The organism is Amycolatopsis kentuckyensis, assembly GCF_002155975.1.
Classification (GTDB): Bacteria; Actinomycetota; Actinomycetes; order Mycobacteriales; family Pseudonocardiaceae; genus Amycolatopsis; species Amycolatopsis kentuckyensis.
Genome location: NZ_MUMI01000062.1, coordinates 17071 through 36449 on the forward strand (window position 1 = coordinate 17071; position 19379 = coordinate 36449).

Consider the following 19379-nt stretch of genomic DNA (forward strand, 5'->3'; position numbering starts at 1 on the left):
CGTTTCGTTGACCGCGGTGGTCGTCCTGCCTACCTTTCGCCGACAACAGCCCCGACGATGATGGAGTCCGGATGAAGCGTTCCCTCCCCGTCCACGGCAAGCGATTCGCTTCTTTCACGGCGGCGGGCGCACTCGCCGCCGGCCTGCTCGCCGCGGTGGCCGCACCGGCGTCGGCCGCGGTCACCCTGCCCCCGCAGGCCGCCGGTTTCGACTACCAGATCGGCGGCGCCTACACCCCGCCTTCCGGTGTGCAGATCGTCAGCCGCGACGTCTCGGCGGCCCCGGCGAGCGGCAAGTACAACATCTGCTACCTCAACGCTTTCCAGGCGCAGGAAGGCGCGGACGGCGACTGGCCGAGCGACCTGCTGCTCCGTGATTCCAACGGCAACAAGGTCGTCGACCCGGACTGGAAGGAAACCCTGCTCGACCTGCGTACCGCGGACAAGCGCACGCGGGTCGCGGCCAAGGTCGGCGGCTGGATCGACACGTGCGCCTCGAAGGGGTACCAGGCGATCGAGCCGGACAACTACGACAGCTACAGCCGGTCCAAGAACCTGCTCACCACCACGCACGCGCAGGAGTACATCAAGCTCCTGGCCGCCCGCGCGCACAGCAAGAACCTCGCCATCGCCCAGAAGAACACCCCGGAACTGGCCGGCAACCGGGTCGCCAACGGCCTCGACTTCGCCGTCACCGAGGAGTGCGGGGAATACGAGGAGTGCGCCGACTACGCCGGCCCGTTCAACAACCGCGTGGTCGACGTCGAGTACACCGCTTCGGGCATGAGCAAGGGCTGCCCGGAGTGGAAGAGCAAGATCAGCATCGTGCGGCGGGACCTGTACGTGGTGCCCCAGGGGACGAGCGGGTACCTCCGCAAGACCTGCTGACAGCGCACCTTGACACGTCCGAGTGCGCTCGCTTTACTGCTGTCCACGTCGGGGACGAACAGCCGACGTCAGAGGTACGCCCAGCCGGTATGTCGGCCTCCGCCGCGAGCCCGGACTGAGTCGCCAGGACCCTCGGGGTCCGAGGCGGGGTCGTGCCCACCATCATCCGGAGTTTCGATGATGTCTTTCCCCTTCCCCGGCAAGACCCGCTGATGGACCGCCGCGGATTCCTGCGCGGCGCCGGTGGTCTGGCCCTCGGTGCCGCCCTGGCCGGCTGCGGCCCGGCGCGGGCCACCGGGGGCCCGGTCACGGTGGAGGTCTGGCACGGCCAGACCGACACCGGCAAGAAGGTCCTGGAAGAGCTCGTCGCCGACTTCCACCGGACCCACCCCGGGATCCGGATCGACCTCGGCGGCGGCGTCCTCGCCGACGCGATGCTCCAGAAGATCACCGCGGCGCTCGCGTCGGGGTCGTTCCCGGACATCGCCTACGTCTTCGGCTCGGACCTCGCCAGCGTGGCGCGCAGCCCCAGCGTCGTCGACGTCACCGGCCTGGTCGACGCGGGCCCCGGTTTCTGGGCACCGGCGCGGGAAGCGGTCACCGTCAACGGCCGCGTCCGCGCGGTGCCGGCGCTGCTCGACTCGCTGGCCGTGGTGTGCAACAAGGAGCTGTTCGCGGGCGCCGGGATCCCGGTGCCCGCCGCGGGCTGGACGTGGGCCGACTTCGTCACCACGGCGAAGAAGCTCACCGACGCGGGCAGCGGCACCTTCGGCACCGCCTGGCCCGCCACCGGCGACGAGGACACCGTGTGGCGGCTGTGGCCGATGGTGTGGGACCTCGGCGGCGACGTCGTCGGCGCGGGCGGGCGCGGCATCGGGTTCGCCGACCAGGGCGTCCGGGCCCTGGAAGTCGTCCGCGACCTCGCCGCGGCGAAGGCCGTCTACCTCGACCCGAAGACCGGCAGCGAGCAGATGTACCAGGCGTTCCAGGCCGGGCACATCGGGATGGTGCCGACCGGCCCGTGGCAGCTGCCCGACATCACCGACGCCGGGATCGACTACGCGGTCGTGCCGCTGCCGAGCTTCAGCGGCCGTCCGGTGACCATCTCCGGCCCGGACACCTGGACGCTGTTCGACAACGGCGAAGAACGCGTGGCGGCGGCCCGCACGTTCCTGTCCTGGCTGGCGGACCCGGCCCAGGACGTCCGCTGGGACGACGGCGCGGGCAGTCTCCCGCTGAGCCGCCGGACGCAGCAACTGCCCGCGTGGCAGGAGAAAACCGCCGAGACCCCGGGCCTGCCGGTCTTCGTCGACGCGCTGGAGAACGCCCGCGTGCGGCCCGTGCACCCGGCCTACCCCCAGGTGTCGGCGGCCCTCGGCACCGCGATCGTCGCCGTGCTGCTCGGCCGGGCGACACCGGCCGACGCGATGCGCGACTGCGCCGCGGCGGCGAACGCCGCCCTGATCATTCCGCGATAGGGAGCCGCCATGCCCGGACTGCCGAGGCCCATCACCGTCACCTCGATCCACCGGCGGCGCCGCGAAACCGCGGCCGCGTGGGCCTACGTCTCCCCCGCCGTGCTCATCATCCTCGGCCTCGGCGTGGTGCCCGTGGCCTGGTCGCTCGTGCTGTCCTTCCAGGCCGACGACCTGGTGACCCCGAGCCGCTGGGTGGGCGTGGACAACTACGCCGCGCTCGCCCAGGACCCGCACTTCGCCCAGGCCGTCGGCAACACCGTGCTGTACACGGTGCTCTACGTCCCGCTCAGCATCCTGTTCGGGTTCCTGCTGGCCCAGGCGCTGAACCGGCGCATCCGCCTGGTCGGTGTCTACCGGACGCTCGTGTTCGTCCCGTTCGTGCTGTCGGCGACGGCCCAGGGCGTGCTGTTCTCCTTCATCCTCGACCCGCAGTTCGGCGCGGCCAACTCGCTGCTGCACCACCTCGGCGTGTCGCCGCAGGGCTTCCTGACCGACCCGGCGCAGGCGCTGCTGGTGCTGGTCGGCATCACGCTGTGGAGCGGCACCGGCTTCTGCGTCGTGGTGTACCTGGCCGCGCTGCAGGACGTGCCGCCGTCGCTGATCGAGGCCGCGCGGCTGGACGGCGCCGGAACGTGGCGCGTGCTGCGGCACGTGACGCTGCCCGCGGTCACCCCGGTGACGGCGTTCCTCGTGCTGTGGCAGCTGATCACGTCGCTGCAGGTGTTCGACCTGGTGTACGTGACGACCAAGGGCGGCCCGCTCGGCTCGACCACGGTCATCGTCTACTTCGTCTGGGAGCAGGCGTTCAAGAACTTCACCGCCGGCTACGGCGCGGCGTCGGCCTACGTGCTGGCGCTGGCCCTGCTGGTCGTCGTGGTGGCCATCCGCGTGCTGCGCCGGCCCGGGAAGGCGCTCCGATGACGATACAGCCGGCCGAAATCGACGTGCCCGCGACCCGTACCGCGCTGCCCTCGCTGCGCCGGCCGCGGTTGCCCTTCAGTCCCTGGCACCTGCTGCTCGTGCCGCTGGCGCTCGTGTTCGCGGCACCGCTGGTCTGGCTGCTGCTCAGTTCCGTGATGAGCAACGCCGAGATCAACCGGTTCCCACCCGCGCTCTGGCCGTCCCGGGTGGACTTTTCCGGTTACCGCTACGTCCTCGAGAACGCCTTGTTCCTGCGCTGGTTCACGAACTCGCTGATCGTCTCGGCGGTGACCGTGGTGTCGAACCTGCTGTTCGGCACGCTGGGCGGGTACGCGTTCGCGCGGATGCGGTTCGGCGGCTCGCGGGCGCTGCTCGCGCTGATGGTCGCGACGATGGCGATCCCGTTCCAGCTCACCATGATCCCGACGTTCCTGGTGATGAAGAAGCTCGGCCTGATCGACACGCTGGGCGCGCTCATCGTGCCGTCGCTGGTGACGCCGTTCGCGGTGTTCCTGCTGCGCCAGTTCTTCCTGTCGCTGCCCCGGGAACTCGAAGAGGCGGCGTGGATCGACGGCTGCTCACGGTTGCGCGTGCTGTTCACCATCGTGGTGCCGCTGTCGCGGCCCGCGCTGAGCACGGTGGCCGTGCTGACGTTCCTCAGCACGTGGAACGACCTGACCTGGCCGCTGATCGCGGTCAACCACGACACGACGTACACGCTGCAGCTGGGGCTGACGACGTTCCAGGGCCAGCACCACACGAACTGGGCCGCGGTGATGGCGGGCAACGTCATCACCGTGCTGCCCGTGCTGCTGGCCTTCCTCGGCGCGCAGAAGACGTTCATCCAGTCGGTCACCTCCAGCGGCCTCAAGGGCTGACTCCGCACGGATCGGATTTTCGATGACTCCCAAGATCACCTTCGTCGGCGCGGGCAGCGTCGTGTTCACCCAGGGCCTGCTCGCCGACCTGTTCGCCTACCCGGAGCTGGACGGCGTGCACGTCGCCCTGCACGACATCGATCCGGACCGGCTGGCGACCGCGCTGGCCGCGGCCCGGCGGATCGCCGAAGTGCGGGGCGTGAAACCGGTGCTCACCGCGCACACCGACCGCCGGGAAGCGTTGTCGGGCGCGGACTTCGTCGTGAACATCGTCCAGATCGGGATGGCGGCGGCGACCCGCACCGACTTCGAGGTGCCGGAGCGGCACGGCCTGCACCAGACCATCGGCGACACCCTCGGCATCGGCGGGATCTTCCGCGCGCTGCGGACGTTTCCCTTCCTGAAGGCACTCGGCGACGACATCGCCGACGTCTGCCCGGAGGCGTGGCTGCTGAACTACACGAACCCGATGGCGATGAACGTCCAGTACCTGGGCGAGGCCACCGGGCTGACGCGGGTCGTCGGGCTGTGCCACTCGGTGTACTGGACCGTGCACGGGCTCGCCGCCCTCGTCGGGGTGCCGTTCGACGAGGTCACCTACGTCGCGGCCGGCGTCAACCACCAGGCGTGGGTGCTGCGGTTCGAGCACGCGGGCGCGGACTTGTACCCGCGGCTGCGGGAGCTGGCGGAGTCCGACGGGCAGCTGCGGCGGCGCGTCCGGTTCGACATGCTGCGGCGCCTGGGCTACTACCCGACCGAGACCAGCGAGCACTCGGCCGAGTACGTGCCCTGGTACCTCAAGCACGACAGTGAAATCGAGCGCCTGCGGTTGCCGGTCGGTGCCTACCTCGGCATCGTCGCGGAGAACGAGGCCGAGTACGAGCGGACCCGGCGGGCGATCGCGGCCGACGAGCCGCTGCCGGTCGAAGGCACGGGCGAGTACGCGCCGCAGATCGTCCACAGCATGGTCACCGGCACCCCGCGGACCGTCTACGGCAACGTCGTCAACCGGGGCCTGATCGAGAACCTGCCGTCCGGCGGCGTGGTCGAGGTGCCGTGCCTGGTCGACGGCACCGGCGTCCGGCCGACCCGGATCGGCGCGCTGCCGCCGCAGCTCGCGGCGCTCAACCGGACGTACCTGAGCGTCAACGAGCTCGTCGTGCGCGCGGCCGTCGAAGACGACCCGCACCATGTCCGGCACGCGGCGATGATCGACCCCGCCACGGCGGCCGCGCTGCCGGTCGAGCGGATCTTCGAGCTGTGCGACGACCTCGTCCGGGCCCACGGCGACCGGCTCCAGCCCGCCCTGCGCGCGGTCCTCGGCCGGTCATCCTAGGCGGGCGGCGCGGGCCAGGAGGTGGCGCCGCTCGGGTTCGCTGGTGGTGCGCCGGGCCGCCGCGCGGTAGCCGGCACGGGCCGCCTCGTGGTCGCCGGCCAGCTCCTGCAGGTGGGCGCGCACGGACAGGAGGTGGTGGGAGGCGGAGAGGCGCTCGTCGGCCGAGAGGCCCTCGAGCAGGGCCAGCCCGGCCGCGGGTCCGTGCACCTCGGCCACCGCGACCGCCCGGTTGAGCGTCACCGCCGGGTTGGGCGCCACCCGCTCGAGAACCGTGTAGAGGGCCAGGATCTGCGGCCAGTCCGTGGCTTCCGCGGCCGGGGCCTCGTCGTGTACGGCGGCGATCGCGGCCTGCAGCTGGTACGGGCCGACTGGGCCGGTCGCCAGCGCACCGGTCACCAGTGCCAGGCCCTCGGCGATGGCTTCGGTGTCCCAGAGCGTGCGGTCCTGCTCGCCCAGCGGCACCAGCGACCCGTCCGGGGCCGTGCGAGCCGGGCGGCGGGCGTCGGTCAGCAGCAGCAGGGCCAGCAGCCCGGCGACTTCACCGTCGCCGGGGACCAGCCGGTGCAGCTCGCGGGCCAGCCGGATGGCCTCGGCCGTCAGCTCGGCCCGCACCAGCCGGGTCCCCGACGTGGCCGTGTAGCCCTCGTTGAAGACGAGGTAGACCACGTGGAGCACGACGCCGAGCCGCGCCGCCTGCTCGGCCGGGGGCGGCAGCGCGAAGCCGGCCCCCTTGAGGCGGTGCTTGGCCCGGCTGATGCGCTGGGCCATGGTCACCTCGGGCACCAGGAAGGCCCGGGCGATCTCGGCCGTCGACAGGCCGCCGACGGCCCGCAGCGTCAGCGCGATCTGCGAGGAGGGCGTCAACGCCGGGTGACAGCACAGGAACAGAAGCGTGAGCGTGTCGTCGCCGGCTTCGACCTCGCCACCGGCGGGCGGAGTGCGGAGGGCGTCCGCCTCCTCCCGCCGGCGACGAGCGGCGTCGCTGCGGACCTGGTCGGCGAGGCGCCGCGACGCCACCGTCACCAGCCACGCCCGGGGGTTCTCCGGCCACCCGTCCACCGGCCACTGGGCCGCGGCCGCCGCCAGCGCTTCCTGGACGGCGTCCTCGCACGCGTCGAACTGCCCGTAGCGGCGCACCAGCGTGCCGAGCACGTCCGGGACCAGCCGCCGGACGGCCTGCCAGCCCGTCACGGCGCGACGTCGGCCTCGTGCATCAGCGGCCGGACCTCGACACCCCAGTAGCGCGCCGAGGGAGCGCGGGCCGCGATCTCCAGGGCCCGGTCCATGCCGTCGCAGTCGACGATCATGAAGCTGCCCAGGAACTCCTTGGCCTCGGCGTAGGGACCGTCGGTCACCACCGGGGTCCCGCCGGTGACCCGGACCATCTTCGTGTTCACCTCGTCGGCGACGCCGTAGGCGCCGACCAGCTCGCCCGACTCGAACAGCTCCCGGTTGAGGGCGTCGGTCTCGCGGATGATCTCCGCGAGGGTCTCCGCCCCCACCGAGTTGAAGGCTTCCTCGTTGCCGTAGATCAACAGCATGTACTTCACCGTTCGCTCCTCTCTCACTTGCCGGTCTCGGCCGGGGCGACCAGGTCACCACTGGCGCCGCGATCGTCCAGCACCAGTTTCGACCGCCCGGTGACGGCGTAGCGGAGGTGGGTGACCCCGGGCGCGTCGACGACCCGGGCCGGGACCAGCTCGATGCCGTCGTCCGCGCCGAGGCCGAGCTCCGGGCCGAACAGGCGCTGGCCGTCGCCCAGCAGCACCGGGGCGACGTGCAGCTCGAGCTGGTCGAGCAGCCCGGCGGCCAGCACCTGGCGCAGGAGCTCACCGCCACCGGCCACCGCGACGTCCTTGCCCCCGGCGGCGGCCCGGGCCAGCCCGACGGCCCGCTCGACGCCTTCGGTGACGAAGGTGAAGGACGTCCCGCCCCGGCGTTCGAGCACCTCCCGGGGCCGGTGGGTGACGACGAAGACCGGGGCCCGGAACGGCGGTTCCGCGCCCCAGGGCACCTCACCGGCGTCGAACATCCGCCGGCCCATGACGTAGGCCCCGGCCGCCGCGAACATCTCGGCGACGATCTCCGAGTCGACCGACTGCTCGCCGCCGGCGAAGCCCTGCCGCTCGCGCCAGGCCATGGCGTCGACGGCCCAGCGCGTGACCCGGAAGAACCCGGGTGCTTCGGGGCCCTGCAGCCAGCCGGTCGTGTCCCGGCCGGCCCGCGGTCCGGTGTAGCACCCGTCGAGGGACACCGACATCTGGGCAGTCACCTTGGTCATCGTGCACGCTCCGCTCGTGGTGGCGGCCCTCTTGCCCGCCGATGCCCCTCAGTCGGAGCCGGCCGCGCGTTCTCGACACGGGTCGAGAAGAAAGCCTTCCGGCTCCGCGACCCGCGCCTTTCGCATTCCGGTGTATTGCGGTGGAGCACACTCCAGCTCCTAGGTTCGCCGGCATGCGCTACACCAAACTCGGAACGACCGGACTGGAAGTCTCCGCCATCACCCTCGGCTGCATGAGCTTCGGCGAGCCGGACCGGGGCGGCGAGCCCTGGTCGCTGGGCGCGGACGCCAGCCGGGACATCATCAAGCAGGCCCTCGAGAGCGGCGTCAACTTCCTCGACACGGCCAACGGGTACAGCGCCGGAAGCAGCGAGGAGATCGTCGGCCGGGCGGTCAAGGACTTCGCCCGGCGCGAGGAGGTCGTGCTCTCCACCAAGGTCTGGATGCGGATGCGCCCCGGCCCGAACGGCGCCGGGCTGTCCCGCAAGGCGATCTTCGCCGAGCTCGACGCCTCCCTGACGCGACTGGGGACCGACTACGTCGACCTGTACCAGATCCACCGCTGGGACTACGACACCCCGATCGAGGAAACCCTCGAGGCGCTGCACGACGTGGTCAAGTCCGGGAAGGTCCGCTACCTCGGCGCTTCTTCCATGTACGCCTGGCAGTTCGCCAAGGCCCTGTACCTGGCCGACCTGAACGGCTGGACCCGGTTCGTGTCGATGCAGGACCACTACAACCTCATCCACCGGGAAGCGGAGCGGGAGATGCTCCCGCTCTGCGCCGACCAGGGCATCGGCGTGATCCCGTGGAGCCCGCTGGCGCGGGGCAGGCTGACCCGGGCCCGGGACACCGCCACGGCGCGTGCCGAGACAGACGAAGGCCCTGCGATCCTCTACCGCGACGAGGACCAGGTCGTGGCCGAGCGCGTCCACGAGATCGCGGGCAAGCGGGGGCTGTCCCCGGCCCAGGTCGCCCTGGCCTGGGTCATGCGCCACCCGGTGGTGACCTCGCCCATCGTCGGAGTCACCAAGCCGGCCCAGCTGGCCGACGCGGTCGCCGCGGTCGACGTCGAACTCGACGACGACGAGGCCGCCTACCTGGAGGAGCCCTACCAGCCGCACGAGGCCGCCTACCTGGAGGAGTCCTTCTACAAACCGCGCCCGGTGACGGGCTCCCGGTAGTCCGGGTCGCGGAACCTCTGACCGGGCCGGTATCGAAGTGGCTCAGAGCCGTTCGTTGATCGCGGCGATCTGGACGGTGGCCTCGTAGCGGACGGCGAGCTGGTCGTTCCCGGCCGGCCCGGGTCACCCGGCGGGTTCGCCGGAGCGGTCCGATCCGGCGCATCGCCGGATCGGACCGCCACGTCACCCGGCAAGCGCTACCTACGGTTTGATGAAAACAAGGGAATCAGACGACGGCTCGCCGGTAGCATTGCTGACCAGGTAAACCACCACATAGCTGATCCCGCCCGCTGGCCCGGCTTCGCTGAAGTGAAACGGAGTCCGCGCGTTCGTCGCGGTCCGCGTCTGCTCTGACCAGAAGCCGTTCGCGGTGTAGAAATCGAAAACAGCAGTGGTCGATCCGGCATTCTTGTCGTCGAACACCGTTCCCACGGCGGTGGCCGACCGGTTCGAGAAGGAGATGTCCACCGTAATGCAGCCGCTGGTCCCGTTGCAGAGATCGTCGGCAACGGCGGACTGGGCAGTCGCCACGGCCGCGCCGGCCGGCACGCTGATGCCGATGACGCCGAGCAGGGCGATGACGACAACCACCAAAGAGCGTCTCATTGCTTCCTCCCTGAGAAATGACTCGCTTCCCGTTCGCGATCGACGTCACGCCCGACCCGGCGACTTCGTTTATCCCCGGCGGGGAGATCACTCGAACGGCCGATCGGCGTTTCGACCGCCGACACGCCTGGCAGCAACTCCGGCTCGACCAGCTTGAGAAGACTTCGATATAGGCCCTAGGCGAACCGTTCCCACGCCGACTGGCGGGTCATCCCCAAGGCCTCGCCGATCTGGGACCACGTGCCACCCAGTTCGCGGGCCTTGCCCACCCAGGCCGCCAGGTTCTGCTGGACCTGGGTGCTCGCCGCCGACACCGGGGCCAGGTTGGACAGCACCTGCTCCAGCGGCAGGTCGTGCTCCCAGGGCGCGATCATCGGCGCGTCCGCCGGCTTGCCTTCGATCACCGACACGCACAGCCCGACGCAGCCGTCGCAGATGAACACGCCCGGACCGCCGACCAGGACTTCCACCTCCGTGTTCGGCTTGGCGCAGAACGAACAACGCGCGATCACCATGGCCGACCTCCTTTGTCAGGCGCGACCTTACAGCCGTAAGGGAGAGCCAGACAAGAGGAACGCCGCCGTCCAGTCGGACAGCTCCGTCAGCCGGCCGGTCAGCTCCTCGATCTCCGCCCAGCGGCGGTGTTCGCGCTCCAGGTCCGGGACCAGGAAGTCCTCCACCAGCAGCAGCAGCGTCGCGATCTCGTAGGCGACGTCGGCGAGCTGCAGGAACGGCCGGTACTCCGCCTCGGTCCCCACCCCGTGCCGCGCAGCCCAGTCGCGGGCGCCGTGCCCCGCCGTCCGGCACACCGCCTCCACCGTGCGCCGCAGGTCGCCGCGACGCGAGCCGGGCTGGCCCTCGGTCAGCGGCGCGACGTTCCAGGCCACCGACAGCAGGCAGCACCCGGCGTCGTCCATCGACTCGTTCATCACCGGACGTACTCTGCTGACCGGCACGCACAGTCCCGGCGCTCCGACTCGCCCGGTCACCCGATCGTGCGATGAACCGGCCCGGATCGGGTGAGCATCGGCACCGAGACGAAGTCGGCAAGGGCCTGCTGGCCGGCGGCGTTCGCGTGGATGCCGTCGCCGTTGTCGTACGCCGGGAGGATGCTGTTCGGCTTCAGCGGATCCGCCAGCACCGTGTCGAAGTCCACGACACCCGAACACGTGCCGCCGCAGGTGTTCCAGCGCCGCACGAACAGCGCGATCTCGTGCCGGGCCAGGTTCGCCTGGTCGGTGTACCCCGGCCGCGGCGTGCTCGGCGTGACGTACACGGCGATCCCGGCGGCCCGCAGCCGCGCGAACACCGCGCGGTAGCTGTCGAGGATCGTCGCCGCGTCGCAGCCGTACGCCAGGTCGTTGGTGCCGTAGTAGTAGATGACGGCCGTGACGCCGTGCAGCGCCAGGACGTCCCGGTCCAGGCGGCTCGCCGCGTCCAGGCCGGCGACCGACGGCGGCATCCCCGGGCACGACCGGGCGCTCGTCGTGCCGGAGACGCCGGCGTTGGCGACGGCCAGCGGCGCGGCCGAGGCGACGATCCGCCGCGCCAGGTCGTCGGTCCACCGGCGGTTCACGCCGGGCGTGCTGCCGATGCCGTCGACGACCGAGCTGCCGAACGGGACGACGACGCCCTGCAGGGCCGCGTTGCGCACGTCGACGGCGCTGACCACGTACGTCGACCCGACCGTGGCCGTGAAGGCGTCACCCGAGACGTCGGCGGTGTGGTCGCCCGAGCCCGGCGGAGTCAGGTAGTTGTCGCGCAACGCCGCCCCGTGCCGGCCGGGCACGGCGGTGCCTTCGACCGACATGCTCACCGCGAGGTCGGAATCCGGGCGCGTCACGAGCCTGGTTTCGTCGCTCCACACCTCGCCACCGGCGGGAATCGTGACCGCGCGACGGCCGGCGAAGGTCAGCTCGCGCGAGAACGAGACGGCGGCACCGCCCGCGCTCGGCCCGGCCGTGGCGTGCCCGATGGTCAGCGGCCCGGTGCCGAAGGTGTTCTGGAACCGGACGCGCACGGCGTCGCCGCCCTGGCTCAGGTGGGTGATCATCCGCAGCGACCCGCCGGTGACCGCGGTGTCGGCCCGGCCGTCCTGCGACTGCGCCCACGACGTGAACCACGCGCGCCCGGCCCCGGCGGCCCCCGGAGCGGAGCCGATGACGGCCGCGGCCACGGAAACCGCAGCGAGAAGGGCGAATCTGCGCACGGCGCCTCCTGAGTCCACAAAGGACGAACGTCGACGAGCTGCCCGCCGATGGTAAGCAGCCGGTCACGGAGGCGACAAGGTTTTGTCCGATCTTGTCAGCGGCAGCGGTCTCCGGTTCGATGGCGGACATGACCGAACCCCGCATCTTCGGCGATCCGTACGAAACCCCGGACGGGACCACGGTGATCCCGGTCCACCGGCCGGTCGGCGTGTTCGCGGTCCGCGAAGGCCAGGTCAAGTGGGAGCCGGCGGTCGACGCGACGCGGGTCGCGCTGCTGGGGATCGGCGTCGCGCTGATCTCCGCGACCCTCACCGGAATCGCCATGGTGCACCGGCCGCCGTGGCCGGACCTGCGCCGACGGCGTTAACCTTTCGCCAGCGCCTGCACGCGGCCGATCGGGCCGTTGTAGTAGTTCTGGTCCCCGGGCAGGCCGCCGCCCCGCGCGAACTGCCAGATGCTCTGCTTCGCCCACCCCGCCGGCAGTTCGCCGACCTCGGGGCCGTACCGCGCCAGCCACAGCGGGTCGGTGTTGCCGAAGCGGGCGGTGTTGCCGGTGCAGCGCTTCCACCACGCCGTGCTCGTGTAGATCAGCGCGCTGCGCTTGACCTTCGCCAGGTAGGTGCGGGTGAAGTCGGTGATCCACGCCGTCATGTCGGCGGGGTTCTTGCCGTAGCAGACGTCGCCGTACGGGTTGTACTCGATGTCCAGCGCGCCCGGCAGGGTGGTGCCGTCCGCGCGCCAGCCGCCGCCGTGGGCGATGAAGTACTCCGCCTGCTCGGCGCCGCCCGAGACGTCCGGGCGGGCGAAGTGGTACGCGCCGCGGATGATGCCCGCCGCGTGCGCGCCGTCGTACTGCTGCCCGTACTGGGGGTTGACGAACCCGGTGCCCTCGGTCGCCTTGACGTAGGTGAACTTCGCCCCGGCGCCGGCCGCCGCGGCCCAGTCGACCGGACCCTGATGGCCGCTGACGTCGTGCCCCAGCGTCTGCCCGGCGACCTCGGCGCGCGGAGTTCCCCGGACGCCTTCGTGGCGGACGATCTGGGTGCCCGCGTAGTTCTCCTCCGCCAGCGAGTAGTCGGCTCGGGCGGGTGGCGCGACCACCACGGCCGCGAGCACCGCCAGCACGGCCGCGCCCGCCACGGTTCGGTTCATCCGGGCTCCGATCTCCGTACGGCTGGTCCGGAGCCCATGCTGCCTGCCCTGCGCGTTCCCCGCGCGGCGGGTGTCACCCGATGCAGTGATCTTCAGAGTTCGGTGGTGATGATCGCCTCGACGAGCACCTCCCCGGCCGGGGTCAGCTCGACGACGTCCGGCCCCAACCGGACGAGGCCCCGTGAAGCCAGCGAACGGAACTTGCCCAGCCACGGTTCCGCGAACAGCGAACGTCCCGGAAAGCGCCGTCGGTGCAGGGAGTCCCGCACTGGCTGCAACGTCGTCAGTGCCATCTTGACGGCCCGGGCCTCCTGTGCCTCGGGCGTGAACCGCGTCGCCGACCCCAGCGGGATCCGGCCGGCGAGCACGGTTTCGGTGTAGCGGCGGGAGTTCACGTCGGTGATCGCCTCCGAGGCGCGGCAGCTCGAGCTGCCGCCCAGCCCGATCGCGACCTCGGCTTCCTGCTTGTCCTGGTCGACCATGATGGACTTCCACTTCTCCGGCCCGAGGCCGTCGCGCGCGAAGTACATCGTCGGGTGCTCGGTGTACCCGGCCGCGCGCAGGCCCTCGGTGAGCAGCTCGCGCATCTGGTACTGCTCGCCGAGCGTGGGCCAGCGGTGGCCGTCGCGCACCAGCTTGTCCCGGTAGGACGGCAGCTGCCAGGCCGCCGGCTTCTCGCCGGTGACGCCGGTGCGGGTGTCGCTGTAGGACGCCAGGTGCAGCTTCGTGCAGACCACCGCCGTGACCTCGTTCTCCAGCACGATCTCGAGGTCACGCCGGACGCTGTCGAGGGTCTGGTCGAGCAGGCCGTACATCAGGTCGATGCTGACCCACTCGAAGCCCAGCGAACGAGCGCCCGAGACGAAGTCGACGCACATCTGCGCCGTGTGCTCGCGGCCGCACAGCGCGAGCACGTGGTCGTCGAACGACTGGACGCCGCTGGACAGCTTGGTGCAGCCCAGTTCCCGCAGCAGCTCGAGCTTGGCCGGCGTGAACGTGCTGGGGTCGCCTTCGAACCGGATCGTCGTCTCGGGGGTGAACCCGAAGTTCGCGCGGTAGAACTCCAGCAGGCGGCGGATCTCGGCCTCCGGCAGCAGCGACGGCGTGCCGCCGAAGACGTTGAACTCCCCCACCTCGGCGCCGCGCAGGTGGGGCACGGCGTCGAGCCACAGCTTCGCCTCGGCGATGTTGAGGTCGACCCAGTCCGCCGCCTTCTCCATCTTCCCCTTGACCAGCACCACCGGGTACTGGCAGAACCGGCAGCGGTAGGCGCAGGTGGGGATGTAGGACCACAGGTGGATCGGGCCGGACGAAGCCAGCTGCGCGTCCAGGTCGCGCAGGAACTCCGCCGGCGAACCGGGCACGTTGCCGGGGAAGACGTGCGCCCCGAACGGATCCTCCTGTACGAAATCGAGGAGGTGCCGGTTCTCGGGCGCTTCGAGGACGTCGAGCACGGCGGGCCGCGGCCACGCGGGGTCGATCGCGTGCAGCGAGCCGACCGCTTCTTCGTAGCCCAGGGTCATCAGAACACCCCTCCGTTGCCGAAGTAGTTGTGGGCCTCGCCGGATTCGCGGTCTTCGCAGTAGTAGCGGACGAATTCCGCGAACCGTGCCGCCGGGACGTCCGCCAGGCACGGCGGCAGCGGCGGCGGGTACCCGATGTCCTCGCCGACGTGCCGCCGCAGGCACGCGAACAGCTCGTCGGCGAACTCGAAGTACAGCCGGTAGGACGGCGTCTTGTAGGCGTGGATCGGCGTGAAGTCGACGACGCGCATCTCGTGCCGGATTTCGCTGATCCGGCGGGCCAGCCGCGCGGCGAGATCGGGCCCGAAGAACGCGATGACGGCGTCGTCCTCCAGCAGCGCGGGGGTCAGCAGCACCGGCAGGATGGTGTTCTTCGGCGTGAAGTCCTTGATGGAGAACTCCCACGCCTGCCCGGCCTCGGCTTCGGTGAGGTCGGCGGGCTCCGCAGGCGCCGACGGCCGGATGTCGCGCATGACGATGATGCCGTCGGAGCCGTAGGCGCGGCCGGCGATCACCTCGTCGATGGCGTGGTCGACGCGCCGCGGGTTGATCTCGACGCGCGAGCGCGGCGCGTAGGTGATCGGGTCGCCGCCGTTGGCGACCTTGATCCCGAAGTCCCAGTCGTCGGAGAGGTGGTTGACGAACTTGCCGTCCTGCAGCTGGTAGAAGATCTCGATGCCGCCGGCGCGCTCGTAGGCGTCGCGCTCGACGGCGAAACCCTTGCCGTCGGGGAAGCCGCCGAAGAGCGCGAAGGTGACGGCGCGGCAGCGCAGCGTCCGCTGGATCGCGTCCCACAGCCGTGGCCGCCCGGTGAAGTGGTCGGCGTTGTAGTAGTAGTCGCAGACGCCGATGGCGGCCTTGCTCGACTCCATCGCGGCGAACAGTTCGCTCAGCCAATGGGCGTCGACCCGGCAGTCCGCGTCGGCGGAGACGAGGTAGAACCGCTCCCCCGGGTCGCTGTCGGGCCGGTTGCGGCTGCGGGCCGCGGCGAAGTCCATCCCGGCCCGCCGCGCGCACGAAACGCCCTGTTCGGGCTCGTGGATGACGTGCAGGGCCAGGTCCGGGTGCGCGGCCGCGAAGGCGCGGGCGATGGCCACGGTGTCGTCGGTGGAGTTGTTGTCGACGAGCACGACCTCGTACCGGCTCTTGTCCAGGGGCGCGTCGCCGTCGCGCTGGTCGTGCAGTGTCCGCAGCACCTCCGGGAGGTTCGCGGCTTCGTTGTACACCGGCAGCACGACGCTCAGCCGGGTCGCCGCGCCCATCGGCGGTGGGTACAGCCGGTCGACCAGGTCGTCGACGACCCGTGCGCCGAAGCGCGCCTGCCCGAGTTCGGAGTTCACCCGCACCACTTCCGCCCGTTTCCCTTCGTCGGTGATCAGCTCGGCGACTTCGCGGGCGAACGCCGCGTCCGGCAGGTCGCGGGCCCGGATGTCCAGCACCGGAGCCCGGAAGCTGCCGTAGACGACGTCGTACAGCTCGTACCCGCTCGTGATGTACGGCGTCCCGGAGGCGATCGCCTCACTGACCGGGTTGCCGTAACTTTCGTAGTCGTAGGAGGTCAGGAACGACACGACGGTCGCGTGCGCGAGCAGGTCGCGCACGGAGTACCGGCCGGGGACGGCGGTGTCGTACGGGGTCAGCCAGCCGCCGAACACGACGCGCTCGCGCACGCCGAGGCGGGTGGCCAGGCCGACGAGCCGGGTGTGCTCGGCCGGGGCCTCGCGGGTGTCGCCGGCGACGAACAGCCACGCGTCCGGCAGCAGGGCCAGCAGGTGCAGGTCCCGGTCGATGCGCTTCTGCGGGATGATCCGCGTGATCCGGGCCAGCAGCGGGACCCCCTCGGGAATGCCGTGGTCACGCCGGAAAGCCGCGTTGCGCTCGTCGATCCGGGCGGGCGCGATGGCGAAGGAGTTGGGCAGGACGTCGATGGCGGCCAGGTCCGGCACCCACTCCAGGGTCCGCGCCAGCGCCTGTTCGTGCAGGGCGAAGTAGTGGATGTGCGGGGAATTCCGCGGCGCGGGGACGCCGGGGTAGGGGAACGTGCCGTACTTGGCGATCCCGGGTTCGCTCTGCCACATCAGGTCGTGGTCGCGCCAGAACACGAACCGGCCGAGCCGGTGCCGCGCGCCGTAGCGGTCGATCGCGGAGTACAACGCCTCGGTGTAGGTCAGGTTTTCCGGCAGGGTCCCGTTCTCCACCATCACCACGGTCACGCCGAGACGTTCCCAGGTGGCCACCATCCGGTCCGCCAGCTCGCTCGCGATGCGGTCGACTTCGGGCCGCAGCGTGTCGTCACCGGCCTGGACGATCCGGGTGAGCACCGCTTCGACGAACTCGCGGTCGTAGCCGCGGATCTCCCCGACACCCTCGACGCGGTCGAGCGTGACCCACTCCGGCAGCAGCTGGGCCTCGTCGCGGTAGGGCCGGAAGAACGCGCCCTTGTCGGCCTTGATGTCGTACCCGAGATCGAGGTGGACGCGGTGGCCGCGAGCGGCGAAGCGGTGCGCCGTCTTGAGGAACTCCACCACGACCCCGGACAGCGGAGTGGCGTCGAAGGACACGCCCCAGAGCACTGACATCGATGTCAAACCCCCGAATCGGCTTGGCCGTCGGTTCCAGCGTAAGCGCCGGGGTGTCGAACGGCCGTGTGAACGCTTTCGTGGTTGACCGCGGGTGCCCGAAACATCCACAGTGACCGCATGAACCGGGCCCTCGGGGTGCTGACCTGCGGCGCCCTCCTCTCGATCGTGCTCGGGGTCCTCGGCTCCGGGGAACCCCGGCTCGCCCTGGTCCTCGGCGCGGTCTTCGCGCTGCTCGCCACGGCCGCCTTCGGCTGGGTGCGCGACCGCGGGCAGCTCGCGTGGAGCGCCGCCTACGTCGCCGTCCAGCTGCCCTTGGCCTTCGTGCTCTTCACGATCGACGCCGGGGTCGGGACGACGCTGTTCCTCGTCGTGCTGGTCAGCCAGTGCGTGCTGCTGCGCCTGCCGCGGCCGGCGATCGCGCTCGTCATCGCCGTGGTCCCGCTCGTGCACCTCGGGATGTCGCTGGGCGAAGGCCTGCGGGAGGGGATCGGCACGCTCATCTCGGTGCTGTTCGCCGCGATCATCACCGAACTGCTGCTGCGGGAACAGCGGTCGCGCAGCGAACTCGCCGAAGCGCACGCGAAACTCCGCGACCACGCCGCCCAGGCGGAGCGGCTCGCGACCGCGCAGGAACGCAACCGCGTCGCGCGCGACATCCACGACGGGCTCGGGCATTCGCTCACCGTGGTCCAGATGCAGGTGAAGGCCGCGCGGGCGGTGCTGCCGACCGATCCCGGCAAGGCCGACGAGGTCCTCGCCAAGGCGCAGGAGCAGGCGGAAACCGCGCTGGCCGAGGTGCGCCGCTCGGTGCGGACGCTGCGGGAGCCGCGGCCGGTCCCGCCGCTGCCGGAGGCGCTGAAAGCCCTCGCGGAAGAGACGTCGGCGACCGGTGTCCCGGCCCGGCTCACGGTGACCGGCACCGAACGTCCCCTGCCGGACGAGCAGCGCGAAGCGCTCTTCCGGGCCGCGCAGGAAGGCCTGACCAACGTCCGCAAGCACGCCGGTGCCGCCACGGCGGACGTGGTGCTCGGCTACACCGCCACCGCGGTCCGGGTCGAGGTCCGCGACGACGGCCGGGGCGGCGACGGCGGCGCGGGGTCCGGCTTCGGTCTGGTCGGGCTGCGGGAACGGGCCGCCCACCTCGGCGGCGAGCTCGCCTTCACCTCGACCCCCGGCGGCGGCAGCGCCCTGACCATGGAGATCCCCGGATGACGCCGGTCCGCGTCCTGCTCGTCGACGACCAGGCCCTGTTCCGCGAAGCCCTCGCCACTTTGCTCGCCACGCACGACGGCATCGCCGTCGTCGGCGAAGCGGGCAACGGCGACGAAGCCCTGCGCGAAGCCGCTTCGCTGGCCCCGGACGTCGTCCTGATGGACCTGCGGATGCCGGTCCTCGACGGCGTGGCCGCGACCCGGCGGCTGCGGGCCGAGCAGGCCGGCGTCCGGGTCATCGCGCTGACCACGTTCGACGACGACGAAGACGTCTTCGCCGCCCTGCGCGCGGGCGCGGTCGGTTATCTGCTGAAGGACGTCTCGTCCGCGCGCCTGGTCGAGGCGGTGCTGGCCGCGGCGCGCGGGGAGTCCGTGCTGCAGCCGTCGGTGGCGGCGAAGGTCCTCGCGCGGTTCGCGCAGCTGCCGGACGCGCCGCAGCCACGGCCCCAGCCGCTGGTGGTGCCGCTGTCGGAACGCGAACTCGACGTGCTGCGCCTGCTCGCCGGCGGCCGCAGCAACCGCGAGATCGCGACGGCGCTGTTCCTCGCCGAAGGCACGGTCAAGAACCACGTCACGAACGTCCTGGGCAAGCTCGGCGCGCGCGACCGCACCCAGGCCGCCCTGCGCGCGAGGGACCTCGGCCTGCTGTAGACCGTGACCCCCGGTCATGACTTCCGGCACCTGGCAGCACGGTCTCCAGCCGGGATTCTCCTTCCAGGAACAACCCTGGAGGCAACCATGACCACCACCGAAACCACCCGGACCACCGGCCGCAAGCTCGCCCGGTTCGCCGGCCACTACGTCGAGATGGTCGTCGCCATGCTCGTCGGCATGGTGGCGCTCGGCCCGCTGTGGCCGTCCGCCTGGCTCGAGCGCCCGGACGTCGACGCGCTCGTGATGGCCACGAACATGACCGTCGCGATGGTCCTGGCCATGGCGGTGCGCCGGCACTCGTGGCCGCGGATCGCCGAGATGGCCGCGGTGATGTACCTGCCGTTCGCGGCGCTGCTCGTGCCGTACTGGCTCGGTGCGCTCTCCGGCACGGCGCTGATGGTCGCCGGGCACGTCATCATGTTCCCGCTGATGCTGGCCGCCATGGTGTGGCGCCGCGCCGAGTACTGGCACTGATC

Annotated in this window: 20 protein-coding genes; 10 read left to right on the plus strand and 10 right to left on the minus strand. The window is 71.3% G+C overall.

Features of this window, described 5'->3' with window-relative positions:
- The first annotated feature begins 71 nt into the window (after positions 1-71).
- From CCN39_RS06380 to CCN39_RS06400, 5 genes are all read left to right on the plus strand, one after another.
- On the plus strand, positions 72-887 hold the full coding sequence (locus CCN39_RS06380) for an endo alpha-1,4 polygalactosaminidase (protein WP_086839309.1): 816 nt from the start codon (positions 72-74) through the stop codon (positions 885-887).
- A gap of 212 nt (positions 888-1099) precedes the next feature.
- The gene (locus tag CCN39_RS06385) at positions 1100-2365 is read left to right on the plus strand and encodes an ABC transporter substrate-binding protein (protein ID WP_167454989.1); all 1266 of its coding nucleotides are present in this window, start codon (positions 1100-1102) and stop codon (positions 2363-2365) included.
- Positions 2366-2374: 9 nt separating this feature from the next.
- Positions 2375-3286, plus strand: coding sequence for a carbohydrate ABC transporter permease (locus CCN39_RS06390; RefSeq protein WP_167454990.1), 912 nt, complete (start codon positions 2375-2377; stop codon positions 3284-3286).
- Entirely contained in the window at positions 3283-4164 is an 882-nt protein-coding gene (locus CCN39_RS06395; RefSeq protein WP_086839313.1) for a carbohydrate ABC transporter permease, read from the plus strand. The genes CCN39_RS06390 and CCN39_RS06395 overlap by 4 nt, the downstream gene beginning before the upstream one ends.
- A gap of 22 nt (positions 4165-4186) precedes the next feature.
- A complete protein-coding gene (locus CCN39_RS06400) occupies positions 4187-5500 on the plus strand; it encodes an alpha-glucosidase/alpha-galactosidase (protein WP_086839315.1) in 1314 nt (437 codons plus the stop codon).
- Here CCN39_RS06400 and CCN39_RS06405 read toward each other — a convergent pair.
- The 3 genes from CCN39_RS06405 to CCN39_RS06415 are packed head-to-tail and all read right to left on the minus strand — an operon-like array spanning position 5492 to position 7781.
- Positions 5492-6691, minus strand: coding sequence for an RNA polymerase sigma factor (locus CCN39_RS06405; protein WP_086839317.1), 1200 nt, complete (start codon positions 6689-6691; stop codon positions 5492-5494). The two genes, CCN39_RS06400 and CCN39_RS06405, sit on opposite strands and share 9 nt — an antisense overlap.
- Positions 6688-7041 carry a YciI family protein gene (locus CCN39_RS06410; RefSeq protein ID WP_244210643.1) on the minus strand — a complete coding sequence of 118 codons (354 nt, stop codon included), beginning with the start codon at positions 7039-7041 and terminating at the stop codon, positions 6688-6690. Before CCN39_RS06410 ends, CCN39_RS06405 begins: the two co-directional genes overlap by 4 nt.
- Positions 7042-7064: 23 nt before the next feature.
- Complete coding sequence (locus CCN39_RS06415; protein WP_086839321.1) at positions 7065-7781, minus strand: dihydrofolate reductase family protein; 717 nt, start codon at positions 7779-7781, stop codon at positions 7065-7067.
- A gap of 173 nt (positions 7782-7954) precedes the next feature.
- Between CCN39_RS06415 and CCN39_RS06420 the strand changes: the two genes are divergently transcribed.
- Entirely contained in the window at positions 7955-8965 is a 1011-nt protein-coding gene (locus CCN39_RS06420) for an aldo/keto reductase (protein ID WP_086839323.1), read from the plus strand.
- A 201-nt stretch (positions 8966-9166) separates the two neighbouring features.
- Here the strand turns inward: CCN39_RS06420 and CCN39_RS06425 are convergent, their stop codons facing one another.
- From CCN39_RS06425 to CCN39_RS06440, 4 genes are all read right to left on the minus strand, one after another.
- Positions 9167-9556 (minus strand): hypothetical protein, encoded by a 390-nt coding sequence (locus tag CCN39_RS06425; protein ID WP_086839325.1) that lies wholly within the window; start codon positions 9554-9556, stop codon positions 9167-9169.
- Between the two features lie 191 nt (positions 9557-9747).
- The gene (locus CCN39_RS06430) at positions 9748-10083 is read right to left on the minus strand and encodes a ClpX C4-type zinc finger protein (RefSeq protein WP_167454992.1); all 336 of its coding nucleotides are present in this window, start codon (positions 10081-10083) and stop codon (positions 9748-9750) included.
- A 30-nt stretch (positions 10084-10113) separates the two neighbouring features.
- Complete coding sequence (locus CCN39_RS06435) at positions 10114-10500, minus strand: hypothetical protein (RefSeq protein WP_167454993.1); 387 nt, start codon at positions 10498-10500, stop codon at positions 10114-10116.
- Between the two features lie 56 nt (positions 10501-10556).
- A complete protein-coding gene (locus CCN39_RS06440; protein ID WP_167454991.1) occupies positions 10557-11780 on the minus strand; it encodes a GDSL-type esterase/lipase family protein in 1224 nt (407 codons plus the stop codon).
- Between the two features lie 128 nt (positions 11781-11908).
- Between CCN39_RS06440 and CCN39_RS06445 the strand changes: the two genes are divergently transcribed.
- Positions 11909-12148, plus strand: coding sequence for a hypothetical protein (locus CCN39_RS06445; protein ID WP_086839370.1), 240 nt, complete (start codon positions 11909-11911; stop codon positions 12146-12148).
- Here CCN39_RS06445 and CCN39_RS06450 read toward each other — a convergent pair.
- The 3 genes from CCN39_RS06450 to CCN39_RS06460 all read right to left on the minus strand — a co-directional run bounded on the left by CCN39_RS06450 (position 12145) and on the right by CCN39_RS06460 (position 17035).
- Positions 12145-12933, minus strand: coding sequence for a GH25 family lysozyme (locus CCN39_RS06450; RefSeq protein WP_086839332.1), 789 nt, complete (start codon positions 12931-12933; stop codon positions 12145-12147). The two genes, CCN39_RS06445 and CCN39_RS06450, sit on opposite strands and share 4 nt — an antisense overlap.
- A 92-nt stretch (positions 12934-13025) precedes the next feature.
- Positions 13026-14456 carry a radical SAM protein gene (locus CCN39_RS06455; protein ID WP_086839334.1) on the minus strand — a complete coding sequence of 477 codons (1431 nt, stop codon included), beginning with the start codon at positions 14454-14456 and terminating at the stop codon, positions 13026-13028.
- Positions 14456-17035, minus strand: coding sequence for a glycosyltransferase (locus tag CCN39_RS06460; RefSeq protein ID WP_244210642.1), 2580 nt, complete (start codon positions 17033-17035; stop codon positions 14456-14458). The genes CCN39_RS06455 and CCN39_RS06460 overlap by 1 nt, the downstream gene beginning before the upstream one ends.
- A 120-nt stretch (positions 17036-17155) precedes the next feature.
- Here CCN39_RS06460 and CCN39_RS06465 point away from each other — a divergent pair, with 120 nt between their 5' ends.
- From CCN39_RS06465 to CCN39_RS06475, 3 genes are all read left to right on the plus strand, one after another.
- Positions 17156-18250 carry a sensor histidine kinase gene (locus CCN39_RS06465; RefSeq protein WP_086839338.1) on the plus strand — a complete coding sequence of 365 codons (1095 nt, stop codon included), beginning with the start codon at positions 17156-17158 and terminating at the stop codon, positions 18248-18250.
- Entirely contained in the window at positions 18247-18900 is a 654-nt protein-coding gene (locus tag CCN39_RS06470; protein WP_086839340.1) for a response regulator, read from the plus strand. The genes CCN39_RS06465 and CCN39_RS06470 overlap by 4 nt, the downstream gene beginning before the upstream one ends.
- 87 nt (positions 18901-18987) lie before the next feature.
- Positions 18988-19377: a hypothetical protein gene (locus CCN39_RS06475; RefSeq protein WP_086839342.1), complete on the plus strand. Its 390-nt coding sequence runs from the start codon at positions 18988-18990 to the stop codon at positions 19375-19377.
- Positions 19378-19379 lie beyond the last annotated feature (2 nt).